14 protein-coding genes and 1 tRNA gene are annotated in these 13,905 nt (G+C 64.4%); 7 read left to right on the top strand and 8 right to left on the bottom strand.

The features are described from left to right. Nucleotides 1–80: 80 nt before the first annotated feature. Nucleotides 81–260: transfer RNA gene (locus HZR14_RS08605), tRNA-Trp, on the top strand. A gap of 56 nt (nt 261–316) precedes the next feature. On the opposite strand, the gene HZR14_RS14195 is transcribed toward HZR14_RS08605, so the two are convergent. The 3 genes from HZR14_RS14195 to HZR14_RS08595 all read right to left on the bottom strand — a co-directional run bounded on the left by HZR14_RS14195 (nt 317) and on the right by HZR14_RS08595 (nt 1,571). Next, a complete protein-coding gene (locus HZR14_RS14195) occupies nt 317–457 on the bottom strand; it encodes a hypothetical protein (protein ID WP_220132498.1) in 141 nt (46 codons plus the stop codon). Between the two features lie 233 nt (nt 458–690). Beyond that, the gene (locus tag HZR14_RS08600; protein ID WP_255479211.1) at nt 691–1,185 is read right to left on the bottom strand and encodes a type IV pilin domain-containing protein; all 495 of its coding nucleotides are present in this window, start codon (nt 1,183–1,185) and stop codon (nt 691–693) included. Further along, on the bottom strand, nt 1,185–1,571 hold the full coding sequence (locus HZR14_RS08595; protein WP_181692455.1) for a type IV pilin domain-containing protein: 387 nt from the start codon (nt 1,569–1,571) through the stop codon (nt 1,185–1,187). The genes HZR14_RS08600 and HZR14_RS08595 overlap by 1 nt, the downstream gene beginning before the upstream one ends. A gap of 382 nt (nt 1,572–1,953) precedes the next feature. Between HZR14_RS08595 and HZR14_RS08590 the strand changes: the two genes are divergently transcribed. Beyond that, a complete protein-coding gene (locus tag HZR14_RS08590; RefSeq protein WP_181692454.1) occupies nt 1,954–4,317 on the top strand; it encodes a heavy metal translocating P-type ATPase in 2,364 nt (787 codons plus the stop codon). A 69-nt stretch (nt 4,318–4,386) separates the two neighbouring features. Here HZR14_RS08590 and HZR14_RS08585 read toward each other — a convergent pair whose 3' ends face one another. Next, a complete protein-coding gene (locus tag HZR14_RS08585) occupies nt 4,387–5,568 on the bottom strand; it encodes an outer membrane protein assembly factor BamB family protein (RefSeq protein WP_181692453.1) in 1,182 nt (393 codons plus the stop codon). A 271-nt stretch (nt 5,569–5,839) separates the two neighbouring features. Between HZR14_RS08585 and HZR14_RS08580 the strand changes: the two genes are divergently transcribed. Beyond that, entirely contained in the window at nt 5,840–6,124 is a 285-nt protein-coding gene (locus HZR14_RS08580; protein ID WP_181692452.1) for a hypothetical protein, read from the top strand. A 31-nt stretch (nt 6,125–6,155) separates the two neighbouring features. Beyond that, nucleotides 6,156–6,791 carry a triose-phosphate isomerase gene (tpiA, locus tag HZR14_RS08575; RefSeq protein ID WP_181692451.1) on the top strand — a complete coding sequence of 212 codons (636 nt, stop codon included), beginning with the start codon at nt 6,156–6,158 and terminating at the stop codon, nt 6,789–6,791. Between the two features lie 164 nt (nt 6,792–6,955). Here the strand turns inward: tpiA and HZR14_RS08570 are convergent, their stop codons facing one another. From HZR14_RS08570 to pdxS, 4 genes are all read right to left on the bottom strand, one after another. Beyond that, nucleotides 6,956–8,869 (bottom strand): helicase HerA domain-containing protein, encoded by a 1,914-nt coding sequence (locus HZR14_RS08570; protein WP_181692450.1) that lies wholly within the window; start codon nt 8,867–8,869, stop codon nt 6,956–6,958. A 242-nt stretch (nt 8,870–9,111) separates the two neighbouring features. Beyond that, the gene (locus HZR14_RS08565; RefSeq protein WP_181692449.1) at nt 9,112–9,387 is read right to left on the bottom strand and encodes a hypothetical protein; all 276 of its coding nucleotides are present in this window, start codon (nt 9,385–9,387) and stop codon (nt 9,112–9,114) included. 119 nt (nt 9,388–9,506) lie between these two features. Beyond that, nucleotides 9,507–10,724 carry a DNA polymerase Y family protein gene (locus HZR14_RS08560; protein ID WP_181692448.1) on the bottom strand — a complete coding sequence of 406 codons (1,218 nt, stop codon included), beginning with the start codon at nt 10,722–10,724 and terminating at the stop codon, nt 9,507–9,509. A 106-nt stretch (nt 10,725–10,830) separates the two neighbouring features. Beyond that, on the bottom strand, nt 10,831–11,736 hold the full coding sequence (gene pdxS / locus HZR14_RS08555) for a pyridoxal 5'-phosphate synthase lyase subunit PdxS (RefSeq protein WP_181692447.1): 906 nt from the start codon (nt 11,734–11,736) through the stop codon (nt 10,831–10,833). A gap of 136 nt (nt 11,737–11,872) precedes the next feature. Here pdxS and HZR14_RS08550 point away from each other — a divergent pair, with 136 nt between their 5' ends. From HZR14_RS08550 to HZR14_RS08540, 3 genes are all read left to right on the top strand, one after another. Next, nucleotides 11,873–12,559, top strand: a complete 687-nt coding sequence (locus HZR14_RS08550) for a DUF1405 domain-containing protein (RefSeq protein WP_181692446.1) — start codon at nt 11,873–11,875, stop codon at nt 12,557–12,559. 215 nt (nt 12,560–12,774) lie between these two features. After that, a complete protein-coding gene (locus tag HZR14_RS08545) occupies nt 12,775–13,332 on the top strand; it encodes a flagellin (protein WP_181692445.1) in 558 nt (185 codons plus the stop codon). A gap of 2 nt (nt 13,333–13,334) precedes the next feature. Next, nucleotides 13,335–13,904 carry a flagellin gene (locus HZR14_RS08540; RefSeq protein WP_181692444.1) on the top strand — a complete coding sequence of 190 codons (570 nt, stop codon included), beginning with the start codon at nt 13,335–13,337 and terminating at the stop codon, nt 13,902–13,904. Nucleotide 13,905: the final 1 nt, after the last annotated feature.

Here is a 13,905-nt window from a genome sequence, read left to right as displayed (position 1 = left end):
GCGGGCGCTTCGACCGCCGGCCCTATAGCCGTACCGCGAATCGAAACCCATTTACGCAAACCGGAGGTACAAATCGGCGAGGGGACGTGGCCAAGCCAGGCATGGCGACTGACTCCAGAGGCCACGCGCCCGGTGACGAGACTCCAGACTGATATACCGAGCGGCCGACTGATCATCGCGCCGCGTTGACGACCCTCTGGAGTTCCGAGGCGCACACCGGAGATATCAGTAAATCGGGGGTTCAAATCCCTCCGTCCCCACTCGATTCTTCTAATTTTTTCACCTTTCGCTGACACTTCTAGGGTACTGAAAACCGTCATTTTTCACCCTCCTGACATTCGTTCTCAGACAGATCTTCAGGAGCCAGGTGCCGCTCGATATCGATGTGTTCGGTGTCGGCCCGTCGACGGTCGAGAGCTTCATCGAGATCGGGCTGATCGTAGTAGCGACGGATCACATCGGGCGTCGTCGCCGCTCGGCTTGCCACCTTCTCGACGGGAATCCCGAGGTTCCGCTGCCAGGTGATCGAGCCGCGCCGAACCGGATGCGGTGATCGACTCGACGGACACTTACTCGAGTGGCTTCGCGGGACGTAGGAGCAGTTCGGTCGACGTCGACCGTGCGGACACTCGACAACGTTGCACGGAAGAGTCGCCTCATATACCCAGCTCGTGATAAAAAGTGAGAAATTTAGCTGTCGAAATTGAACGAAGCTTGTCTCAGAATCTGTGTGTCGTCCGAATTAGGATCTTCCCAGATGAGTCGGACCGTCGTGTCCCCGCTTATACCAGCTCCAGCTTCAGTGACTTCTAGTGTATTACCAGCACTCGTCTGGGTTCCCCAGTCGTTTGTATCCTCAGACCAGTCGCCGGTTTTTACTGAATTATCTTCAAATGCTGTTGATGAACCAATTGTAAGTTTCAAATTGTTTGCGTCAATTTGGTCTCCACCGTTGTGGGTGATTTTGACACCATCATTGTCGGCAGTTCCGTCGTTCAGATTTACGCTCTCAATATTCCACGACGCTTGTGGTGACGACTCAACGCTATCACCCAGACCGAGCACGAACGTTCCGATGACGGCTGCTAGGATAACAGTAATGGCAACCATTAGGATCACACCGATAACTGGGGAGACGGCGCGATCTTCGTCTAATAAATTGAATTTTTGTTGCATAGTACTCATTATGGTTGCGTGCATCCCTCATCACGGAGGATCTGCGTATCGTCGCTATTTGGATCTTCCCAAACAAGGGTATTGGCATCAACAAAGCTAGTTACTATAGTACTGCCTGCAGTATATGGTGAATTGCCGCTTTCGACCGAGTTACTGCCACCATTAACCACTAATTCTGAGTCTGTAAGCTCATCTCCACCATTATGAACAAGATCGCCACTTTCACAAGTGAACGATGCCTGAGGCGCTGAACTGGTCTGGTCACCAAGCCCCAACACGAACGTTCCGATGACGGCCGCCAGAATCACCGTAATGGCGACCATCAGGATAACACCGATAACGGGCGATACGCCTCGCTCGTCTTCCGACCCGTCGAATAACTGTCGTAGTTTCATGATTGTTGTATGTTGCAGCCGGCAGGGGGTCGTTTCAGTTTCGTTCGCCGTGTTCGCCCCGCCGTCGGTCGGCCGGAGGGTTTCCTGACCCGCGCATGGCTGCTTGCTTAAAGCTACGCCGGCACGAGGTAAAAATCTCCCGGTGGATGTAGCCGGTACGTGTCGGGTTCTGAGTGGGTACCTGCGGGGTCGTCTCGCGCCGGGGTCGGATCCGCGGTGGGCGACGATCACTTCCGCCGGATGGTGGATGTTTATATACGGGAGTTGGGGGTGCGGGGGCGTGCGTCGATGCCGGCGGCATCGCCGTCAACGCCGGCGGCATCGCCGTCGATGCCGCCCCGGAACCCAAACCGAATTACTCTCGGAGCCCCAAATTATATTGATGGGATCGTGTACGCTGTGTGATCTGTCGACGCCGTCGGAGCCGGTCACCGACCCCGACGTCGACGGCGCGTTCTGCTGTCGGGGCTGTCTGGAGGTGTATCGGACCCTCGGCGACGTCGACCCAGAGGAGGTCGACGCCGGGGCGCTCCGGGAGGAGGCCGACGCGCCGGGGGTCGGGGGCGAGGCGATCCCCGACGACGTCGACAGCGAGACCGCCTACCTCTCCATCGACGGGCTGCACTGCTCGACGTGTGAGCTGTTCATCGAGTCCACCGCGACCGACATCGAGGGCGTCTACGGCGCGGAGGCGAGCTACTCGACGGACATGGCGCGGGTGAGTTACGACCCCGAGACGTGCGACCGCGAAGCGCTCCCCGACGCGTTGAGTCGATTCGGCTACTACGCCTCCGAACCGGGCGAGGAGCCGGAGGGCTTCTTGGATCGGCTCTCCCTGGGGGAGTACCGCGCCGCCATCGCCGTGATCGTGATGATGCCCGTGATGGCCCCCTACGTTCTGTTCGTCTACCCGACCTACCTCGGGATCTACCCCCGCGACTTTCTCTACGGGTCGAACCTCTATTTCATGGTGTTCGTCCCGCTTTTCGTCTGGAGTACGATCATCGTCGTCGGCGTCGGCTACCCCTTCTTCCGCGGGGCCTACGTCAGTCTGAAGGTCGGCCAGCCGAACATGGACGTGTTGATCGCCCTCGCCGTGGCGGCGGCGTATCTCTACTCGGCGGTCTCGCTTTTCGTCTTGGAGGGCCGGACCGTCTACTTCGACGTCGCGGTGATGATCCTCGCGGTCGTGACCGTCGGCGACCACGTCGAATCGCGGTTCAAAGAGCGCGCGCTCGGGTACTACTCCGAGCTGGCCGAATCGCGGGTGACACACGCCCGACGGCTCGGCGAGGACGGCTCGACCGAGCAGGTACCGATCGAGTCGATCCGCGCCGGCGAACGAATTTTGGTCCGACCGGGCGAGCGGATTCCCGTCGACGGCGAGGTCACAGAGGGCACCGCGGCGGTCGACGAGTCGGTCGTGACCGGCGAGTCGATCCCGGTGGCGAAATCCGCCGACTCGCACGTCATCGGCGGCTCGATCGTCACCGACAACGCCCTCGTCGTCGAGGTCGGCGACGAGCGCACGAGCACGGTCGATCGGCTGATGGAGCTTCTGTGGTCGGTCCAAAGCACCGATTCGGGCGTCCAGCGGGTCGCAAACCGCTTCGCGCTCGTGTTCGTCCCCGTCGTCGTGACGATCGCCGTGTCGACCACCCTCGGGTGGCTCTGGCTCGGTCGGCCCCCGGGCGAGGCGATCCTGATCGGCGTCTCCGTACTCGTCGTCTCCTGTCCGTGTTCGCTCGGCATCGCGACGCCTTTGGCGCTCGCGGCGGGGTCGAACGCCGCCTCCGAATCGGGGCTACTCGTCTTCGACGGCTCGGTCTTCGAGCGGGTCACCGACACCGATACGGTCGCCTTCGACAAGACGGGAACGCTGACCACCGCGGAGATGTCCGTCGTCGACGTCGTCGGGGACCGCGACGAAGTGCTCGCCCGGGCCGCGGCCGTCGAGGGACGCTCGAATCACCCGATCGGGGCGGCGATCCTCGAAGCGGCGCCCGATCCGGCCGCGGACGTCTCCGGGTTCGAACGAAACCCCCGAAGCGTCGCGGCGACGGTCAACGGTGATCGGACGATGGTCGGCCATCCGGACGCCTTCGCCCGGGCGGGCTGGACGGTCCCCGACGGTCTCGCCGACGCCGTCGGTTCGGCGCGGGCGGACGGTGCCCACCCGACACTCGTCGGCTGGGACGGCACCGCGGCCGGCGTCGTCGTGCTTCGGGACACGCCCCGCCCCGGCTGGGAGGACGCCATCGCCGCCCTCGATGAACGCACCGACGTCGTCGTGATCACCGGCGACGACGCGCGCGCGGCGCGGCACTTCGAGACCCACCCCGACGTCGACGAGGTGTTCTCGGAGGTCCGCCCCGAGGCCAAACGCGAGTTGATCCGACGGCTCCGAGCCGACGGCACGGTGACGATGGTCGGCGACGGGACCAACGACGCCGCGGCGCTCGCGAGCGCGGATCTCGGGATCGCGATGTCCCACGGGACCGAACTGACGATCGATGCCGCCGACGCCGTCGTCACGGACGACGACCTCTCGACGGTCCCGGCTTTCTTCGGAATCGCCGACCGCGTCCGGAGCCGGATCCGACAGAACCTCCTGTGGGCGGTCGGCTACAACGTGGTCGCGATTCCGCTCGCGGTCTCGGGACTCGTCAACCCGCTTATCGCGGCCGTGTTGATGGCGATAAGCAGCCTCATCGTCGTCTCGAACTCGCGGCGATCACTCGTGTGATCGAACGCACGCGGTCGTCGGTCCGATCGAGCTCGCCGTGGCCGTTCGTCGGATGCACGGCGGACACGTTCACCGCGAGCCGAGCCCGTACACGGTCCCGTCCGCGTCGCCGAAATAGAGCCACTCGTCGGTGACTGCCGGACCCGCCTGAACGTCGACGTCGGGCTCGAAGCGCCAGACAGTCTCGCCGTCCTCCGGGAGGAGACAGAACACGTTGGCGCTCGTCGAGGCCACGAAGACGTGCTGTTGGGTCGCGGCCGGGCTGGCGATGACTGAACCGCCGGTCCGGAACCGCCACCGCCCGTCGGGTGTCCCGCCGTCGGCGTCGACCGCATAGAGGTAGCCGTCACTCGATCCGACGAACACCGTCCCCGCCGCGACGGCCGGGCTGCCCGGTATCTGTGCGCCGACGTCGAAGCGCCACGACTGCTCGCCGTCGTCGGCATCGAGCGCGTAGAGGACGTTACCCCTCGATCCGGCGTAGACGGTGCCGTCGGCGACCGCCGGCCCCCCACCGACGATACCGCGAGCCCGGAAGCGCCACACCTCCTCGCCGTCGTCGGCATCGAGCGCGTAGACGTGTCGATCGCTCGATCCGACGTAGACGGTGCCGTCGACGACCGCCGGCGTGCTGAGCACCGACGCGCCGGTCCCGAACCGCCAGCGACGCTCGCCCGACGCCCGATCGACGGCGAACACCGAACTGTTGACGCCGCCGACGTAGACGGTGTCGTCGACGACCGTCGGACTCGATCCGATCCGGTCGCCGACGTCGAAATGCCACCGTTCGGTTCCGCCGTCAGCATCGATCGCGTACAGCCGCTCGTCGCCGGAACCGACGTAGACGGTGTCGTCGACGATCGCCGGGGTGGTAGTCACGGGACCGCTGGTCTCGAAGGACCAAAGCTCCGCGCCGACGTACGGATCGAGGGCGTACACGGAGCCGTCGGTGGCACCGACGTAGAGGGTGTTACCGGCGACCGACGGGCTCGCGGCGATGGAGCCGTCGGTCTCGAAGCGCCAGCGCTCGCCGATCTCGGTGTACGGTCCCGAGATATCCGGTGCATACCCGGTATTCGCCGCGTCCCGCGAGAACGTGGCCCACTCGCTACCGACGGAATCGCGCTCGTCGTCGGGGATCGGCGTCGGACGCTGTGCCCCGTCGTCACCGTCGACACACCCCGCGAGCGCGACACCAGCCGCGGCGAGTACGGCCCGTCGACCCATCCGTCGGTCCGCGAGTCGGTCCATACGGTGGTCTCGAACGGTTCGGACAAGAATCACACGGAACGAGCGAGGACGCGGACGGCGGGGACCGACGGTGTGTTCACGACGCGTGTCGCATACGACCCGTACGGACCGTCGTCCGTTCGGTTCCCGCCTCCCGCCCGGCGACGACCGGTGTATCGACACGCCATCCGTCTCGCGGCCGTCCGGGATGCATCTCGCGGAGGCCAGCGCGCGTCCGTAGCGTCACTCACCCACCCGATAACCTATATACCATCACCGAACCATACCCCCCGTGAACCGAGTCTCAGCGATCGAAGGCATCGTGTACGGATACCGGATGATGGCGTACTACCTCGGCGTGATCGTCCTCGGGCAGGTAGCGCTCGCCGGCGGCGCATGGCTGCTCGGAACCGGGTTCGACACCGGATTCGGCCAGGCCCCGAACTGGGGGCTGATCGGGACCGGGGTCATCGTCCTATTAGTCGGACTGTTAACAGTTCTCGCCGGGGGGTTCGGGGCTGGGTACAAACTGATCGCCGACGGCGTCGCCAGGGGACGGTACACGGCTAATAGGTAGTTATTTTTCCGTGGCCGACGCCACCTATACTATGTTCGTTCTGATCAACCTGAAAGCGTATCCGTGTAACCCCGTAGAGATCGCCTCGATCGCCGCGGACGTCGCAGCGGAGACCGGCGTTCGGATCGCGGTCGCACCGCAGGCGGCCGATATCGACGCCGTCGCCGAGACCGGCGTCGAGACGTGGGCCCAACACGTCTCTGGTGTCGAACACGGTTCGCACACCGGGTCGACACTCGCGGAGGCCGTCTCGCGGGCCGGTGCCGAGGGGACGCTCCTAAACCACTCCGAGAACCGCCTCCGGTTGGCCGACATCGACGCGGGCCTGCAGGCGGCCGAACGGGCCGGCCTCGAGACGATCGTCTGTGCGAACAACCCGCGACAGATCGCCGCCGCCGCCCGGCTGGACCCCGACGCGGTCGCCGTCGAACCGCCGGAGCTGATCGGGACCGGGACGCCAGTCTCGAAGGCTGACCCGGACGTCGTCACGGACTCCGTCGAGGCGGCGTCGGACACCGCCGTGCTCTGTGGGGCGGGGATCTCGACCGGCGAGGACCTCGTCGCCGCGGCGGACCTCGGTGCGGAGGGTGTTCTGTTGGCGTCCGGCGTCGCGAAGGCGGAGGATCCGCGGGCCGCTCTCGAATCGCTCGTCGACCCGGTGGCGTGATACCGTCGGCGTGGCTCCATACGAACTGGTGTCGTCAGGGACCGGCGATCGCCCCATCGGACCGGCGCTCATCGCTACGTTGGTATAGCACTACGTATCACGACACGTATCGCACCCCCAGTTCCGGCGGTCGGAAGCCGGAGTGACGTGCGGCCGACGGTGCCCTAGCTGGCGCTTGACGGCGAAGGCTCGGCGTCGGCCGTCGCGGGTCGTTCGGTCTCGGACCGGCCCGCCTCCGAGGACCGAGACGCCGAGTCGGGGGGCAAAAGAGTCGACTCGATGGCCCCGAGGACGGCCGCGACCTCGTCGCCGTCCGGTGGCACTTCCGGCTGTATCGGGTCGGCCAACTCCTCGCGGACGAGTTCGCCGAGGGCGTAATCGTACTGGCCGCATCCGACGTGGGCGACCAGGCCGCGCTGTCTGAGTCGCCGGTTCGTCGCGTACGCGGGGCCCCGGTCGCCGGATCCGCCGGCGGCCGTGTGGGCATCGTCGGGCTCCATCGGGCCGTGCTCACGATACTGTCGGAGCATCTCGACGGCGACGTCTCCGAGGGCGTCGATTTCGTCTCGAACCCTCGAAATCAGGGGATCGTCGGTCGCCGACCCCTCGGCCTCCGGTGAATCCTCGACGTTTCCGGCGGCGGCCGTCGTCCCCTCGGCGTCTCTCGTCCCCTCGGATCCCGATCCATCGGCGGCCCCCTCGGTGTTTCCCCGGTCGGCGAAGCCGTCAGTCACGACCTCGGAAGCGGGAGTATCAGTATCGGAGAGCGCCTCCTCCGTCGCGTCGGCGATCCGGTCGTCCCCCTTCGTCTCGTCCGTCCCGCCCGATCCGACGGTGTCCATCGCAGCCGACTCACTCGAGCGCTCCCACTCGGCGTCCGCGTCGGGGACAGGGGAGGGCTGTGGCTCCCGGTCGCCGTTCCGGACCGCATCGAGTTCCGCTTCGAGTTCCGGATCCCGCTCGATGGGGCCGTCGAGGGCCTCCCCGAGATCGCTCTGTCGACCTACCCCGGCCGACAGCGGGCGGCCCGTCACCTGCTCCATCATCGCCCGCGAGAACCGATCGGCCATCCGTTTCAGATCGCGTGCGTCGGCGAGTTGACGTTCGAGGTCCCGGATGCGTTCCTCGCGCTGTTTGAGTTCCCGTTCGAGCTCCTCCACCCGGTTTGCGCGCCGCTCCTGTTCGTCCGTGATCTCCTGTAATTCGTCGACCAGATCGCCGCTGACGCTCTTTAGCTCCGGACGCTCGAAGTCGTCGAGTCCGGGGGTCGCGCCGGCGTCGAACGTCCGTTTGCGTTCGAACTGGACGCGGCGTATCGACTCGTTCCAGTCCGTCATGAGAAAGCTCTCGCCGTCGGCCATGTCCTCGATCTCGTCGGCGTACTCTCCGCCCAGAATTCGGCTGACGACCTTCGTATCGTTGTTCCAGGTCAGCCGGTGCCAGACGAGCCAATCGCACTGGGTGATGAAGTCTTTTTTGACGTCGGCGGGCCGCTGGCTGATTCCGACGATCCCGAGGCCGTGTTTGCGTCCCCGCTTCGAGATCTTGATCAACATCCGGCCACACTCGTCGATACCGCCGCCCTCGGGGATATACTCGTGGACCTCCTCGACGAGCATCAAGAACGGCTGTTTGCGCTTTTTACCCTTCGCGAACAGCTGTTTCGTCACCTCGGTCAGCAGCTCTCTCGCGTCGGATTCGTCGAGAAACGACGAGACGTCGAGGATGATCGGGACGCTCCCGCCGAGGGCGAGTTCTGCGATTTTCTCGGCGTGTTCGACCCCGACCCGTAAGTCACACTCCTCGTCGGCACCGACATGGAGGATCTCGTACTCCTCTTTCAGCCCGTAGTACTCCCCGTCGATGTCGACAGCGAGCAGGCTGTATCCCCGATCGAGGATCTTTTCGGCGATCACGCTCGCGGAGTTCGACTTCCCCGAGCCCGATTTTCCCGTGACGAACCCGCGGCCGGTGAGCAGGTCGACGACGGGTAACTCGACGTCGCCGCCGTCCCCGTTTTCGACCCCGCTCTCGCCCTCGCCCTGTATCGTGCCGACGGTGATCGTTTCCTCGCCCATCGTCGGAGTTCAGACGCTCGACGGGTATAGTTCTCCGTCAGACGGGCGGCTTGCGAGGATGATCGAGCGGAGACGATGGGCACGCACGGGACGGAGGCGATGGGCACGCACGGGGCAGGATCGACACACGATTTTATATACGAGTACGCGGCTACGGACCCTGTGGGATGACAGCCCCCGGCGACCGGTCGAGACCGTCGTGCGGAGCGCCGACGCCGGAGAGAGGATGCTCCGCCTGTTCGCTATCGGCTCCGGACGATCCAGTGGTGATCGTCTTGGCGTTCGAGCGTCGAACGCTCGCGTAACTTGGCGATGTACCCGGTTGGCTGTCTGACGATTTCGTGTGTCGCGTCGACGCGCACGAGGTTGCCGATCACCTGTGCCGAGGGGGGTTTTTGTGCGGCGCCGCAGTCGTAGACCGTGAGGAGTTCGTTCCCGTCTTCGGTCTCGTGGACGACGACGTGTGCGTGTTTCGAGAGTCGCCAACGCCCGTCCTCGACTTCCGCGAGGTGGTTCATGATCGCGCTGGGGGCCTGGGGCGCAAAAACCTATCCGCGGCCTCATAGGGCGGTCGCCCTCGTGTCCCGGCCACGCCGTCTCCCGGTCGCTCGTCGGTGGTTTGCTCCTTCGAGTCGAATCACTCGAACCACGAGAGCTCCGCCTGCTCGCCGCCGCTTCGGTCGCGGTCTCGGCCACGGACGGTGGGGGAACGACCGTCGGCATCGGTCCCGGCCCACTCGGAGATGGTCGCTTGGTCGCGGTCGTCAAAGGAGAGGTTCGACAGCCGGACGCCGAGTTTTCGGACCGGCTCGGCGTCGAACTCTGCGAGCAACTCGATCGCGACCCGTTCGACCAATCCGGGATCGTCTACCGGTCCCGAGAGCGACCGCGATCGGGTGTTGACCTCGAACGGCGGCGTGACGACTTTGATTCCGATCGTCCGATAGAGCGCGTTCTCCGCGCTTGCACGCCCGGTAACCTCGTCCGCAAGGTCGCGTACCTTCGTCTTTTTCCGTTCGGCGGCCCCGGTCGCCTCGGTGAACGCCGACTCACTCGAGAGACTCTTGGGATCGCCCTTCGGCTCGACCACCCGGTCGTCCTCGCCACGGGACTGCGCGTAGAGATCCCGCCCCCGCTCACCGAACGCGTCGACGAAGACGGCCTCCCGAGCCGAGGCGATCTCGCCTGCGGTCTCGAAGCCCATCTCACGCAGCGCGGAGGCCGTGACGGGACCGGCACCGTGGAGCTCCTCGACGGGGATCGGCGCGAGGAAGGATCCGACGGTATCGGGATTGACGACCACCAGCCCGTCGGGTTTATCGGCGTCGGAGGCGAGTTTGGCGGTCGTCATGTCCGGAGCGATCCCCACCGAAGCGACGACGCCGGCCTCGGCTTCGATCGCCCGTTTTATCGATCGGCCGATCGGTTCGGCGGCCGTCCACTCGACGTCGCCGAGATCGAGGTACGCTTCGTCGATCGAGACGTATCGGACGGTCTCGGCCGCCGCCGACAGGACGGATCGGACCGTCTCGCTGACGGATTCGTAGAACGGCATATCGACGGGGCGATAAACCCCCGACTGTCCGTCGCCATCCGCGTCCGCGTCCGAGCGACGTGGCAACGCCTCTAGCGCCTCCGAGATCGCCATTGCGGACTCGATTCCGTGCTCGCGGGCCTCGTAACTCGCGGTGGCGACGGCACCGTGTGTCTCCCCCGGTTCGTAGCCCATCCCGACGACGAGCGGTTCGCCCTCGAGGGCCGGGTCCCGGAGGCGCTCGCAGGCCGCATAAAAACAGTCCATGTCGACGTGACAGACCACCTGTTCGGGCGGATCGATTCCCGGGAGCCGAGGCATATCTACCGATTCGGTCCCGACCGATTAGAAGCTTCGGAGCGTGCGGCGAGACCGGTCTCCGCGCCTCGGGGGGACAGATGGCTCGGGCCGAGCGTCCCGGAGCTACTCACACACCGCGACCCTGCAGTTTCTCCTCTTCGGGCATCGTCTCGTTGGCCTGGCCTTTCATGCCCTTGCCGATCCCCTTGGCGATGTCGCGGAGTTTCTCCGGATCGTCGTAGTTGTTGACGGCCCCGACGATCGCGGTCCCCATCTCGGTGGGATCCTCCGCGCCGAAGATGCCCGACCCGACGAAGATGCCGTCACAGCCGAGTTGCATCATGAGCGCAGCGTCGGCGGGGGTCGCGATCCCGCCGGCGGCGAAGTTGACGACCGGCAGTCGGCCCATGTCAGCGGTCTCGTGGACGAGATCGCGGGGGGCTTCGTGTTCTCTGGCCCACTCGTCGCGCTCCTCGTATTCCATCCCCGAGAGCTTGCGGATCGAGCGCTGGATGTTGCGCTGGTGGGTGACGGCCTGGTTTACGTCGCCGGTCCCGGCCTCGCCCTTCGTGCGGATCAGCGCCGCGCCCTCGTCGATCCGGCGCAACGCCTCCCCGAGGTTTCTGGCCCCGCAGACGAACGGCGACGTGAACGCCCGTTTGTCGATGTGGTATCGCTCGTCGGCAGTGGTGAGGACCTCCGACTCGTCGATCATGTCCGCGCCGGTCGCCTCGAGGATCTGGGCCTCGGCAGTGTGGCCGATACGGGCCTTTCCCATCACGGGGATCGAGACCTCGTCGATGATCTCCTCTAGGGCGCCGGGGTCGGCCATCCGGGCGACGCCGCCGCGCTTGCGGATGTCGGCGGGGACCGCTTCGAGCGACATGACGGCGACAGCGCCGGCGTCCTCCGCGACGCGGGCCTGCTCGCGCGTGACGACGTCCATGATAACGCCGCCCTTCTGCATCTTCGCGAAACCACGCTTTACGAGGTCCGTCCCACGCTTGAGTTCCTCGAGGTCCGTTTCACTCATGCCGTTTGGTTGGGGCCGAACACACTTAATCCGTGTCGTTCCCCCCGGTCATTTACCGTCGGTTCGCCGAACGGGCCGCGATCGGCCGCCGGCCGCTCTCGGGGGTGTTTTTATTCGCCCGCCCGGAGTGGTCGGTATGAACGCCCGCGGGCTCTTCGAATCCGACGTCCCCCGCGAGGATCTCCCCCGTTACGTCGCGCCGCTGCCGGCGTCCATCGAGAACCTCGCGTTGAACCTCGTCTGGCCGATCGTCCTCGTAAACCTCGCGGGGACGGCCTTCGGCTTCTACTATTATGGCTTCCAGTTCGCCCGAACGCCGGCCGAGATGTGGCTCTTCGTCCCCGACAGCCCCGTCGCGACGCTGCTCATCGCCCTCGCGCTCGCGACGTGGAAACTCGGCCACCCACGGGAGTGGCTGATCGCCCTGGCGTTCTTCGGCAACGTCGTCCTGGGCGGGTGGACCGTCTGGATGCATCTCACCTTCTGGGCGGAGTTCAGCTACCTGCATCCGGTGATGCGGCAGTTCCTGATCTGGAGTCACGCCGCGATGGTGTTACAGGCGTTCGTGTTACACCGGATCGCCGACTTCTCGCCGGCGGGCGTCGGCGTCGCGACGGCGTGGTACGCCCTCGATACGACCGTCGATTACTTCGTCCCGGTCCGCGGGGACCTCCATCACACGTTCCTTCCGGTCTCCCGCGACGAGCCGATGTTCCTCGGCGCGGACGCCCTCGGCGTCGCGGGCGCGGGGGCGGTGGTGCTTCTCGTGATCGCGGTGTATCTCGCGATGGCGACGCAGGTCGAAAAGGAGCGGACTCGGTAGCCCCCACACGGCCGCCCGACCGATTTCCGACCCCCGCCGAGGCGTCCGGGACAGCGTCGATATATATAAACCTTGCTTCCGAGTTACTCCCCAATTCGAAACCGAATACGCGGGTGGAGTTCGCTCGCGCTTTTAGGGGGAATAGGTCTGTAGACTCCGATAACGTCCGAGGCGCATCCCCAGCGAGGGGGGTCGGCGGGCGTGCAATAGAAAGCATGTTCGACACAGACACAGAAACGCAGGATCGCGGTCAGGTGGGGATCGGCACCCTCATCGTGTTCATCGCCCTCGTGCTGGTGGCGGCGATCGCGGCTGGGGTGCTGATCAACACCGCCGGGTTCCTGCAATCACAGGCAGAGGCAACGGGAGAAGAAAGTACGAGTCAGGTGAGTGATTCGCTGCAGGTCTTTGGCGCGACCGGGACTGTCACCAGTAGTCCTGCTGTCGTAGACTCTGCAACCATTCGCGTGGGCCTTGCACCAGGATCTGATGCGATTGATCTCGGTAATGCGGAAGTTGAGTTGATTGGTCCGGGAGGCACAACGACGCTCACGCCTAGCTCAAACACACTAAGCGACTCAACTGAGAGAGCGAATATTGCGATCAGTCAGTCCCAGCTTCAAACTGTTGGCACAGATTCTCTGGGTACTAATGGGCTAGAACCCGGTAACGAGATTGAGGTGACGGTCACGGCTGGTAACGGTGGCCAGACCCAGACTGTTCTTAGAGTCCCCGATCCGCTTGAAGGACATGGAGGTGCGGTGAGTCTGTAACAATGTTCAGAAACGAATCAAAAGCGGAGGACCGCGGTCAGGTAGGGATCGGTACCCTCATCGTCTTCATCGCGCTCGTGCTGGTGGCGGCAATTGCGGCTGGGGTACTTATTAACACCGCCGGGTTCCTGCAAAGTCAAGCAGAGGCAACGGGCGAAGAAAGCACAAATCAGGTGTCGAACGGTGTCGATGTTACATCAGCAGTTGCCAGTAGTGGTGGCGATACGGTCACACTGACAGTTTCACTTCGATCCGGTTCGGACCCAGTCAATCTCGATGATGCCGAAATACAGCTTGTTGGTGACTCTACTACCACACTTGATAACGATCCACTAAACGGTGATAGCAATCTCGGCGCCAACGGTATCAGCGCTGTGACTGCAGAAACTACTGGTAATAACGTATTAGAGAGTCAAGGAGACGTATACGAGATTGAAATCGATATGACATCTGCACTAACTTCTCTTGGTGCCGGTGATGAGGTAGAATTGACACTCACGACGGCTAGCGGTGCGCAAACATTCAAAACGCTCCGTGTCGGTCAATCACCCGACTTCCCGGAGAAAGTGTAAA

It is taken from the genome of Natronomonas salinimetallica (genome assembly GCF_013839515.1).
Lineage (GTDB): Archaea > Halobacteriota > Halobacteria > Halobacteriales > Haloarculaceae > Natronomonas.
This window is presented reverse-complemented; position numbering and strand designations above follow the sequence as displayed.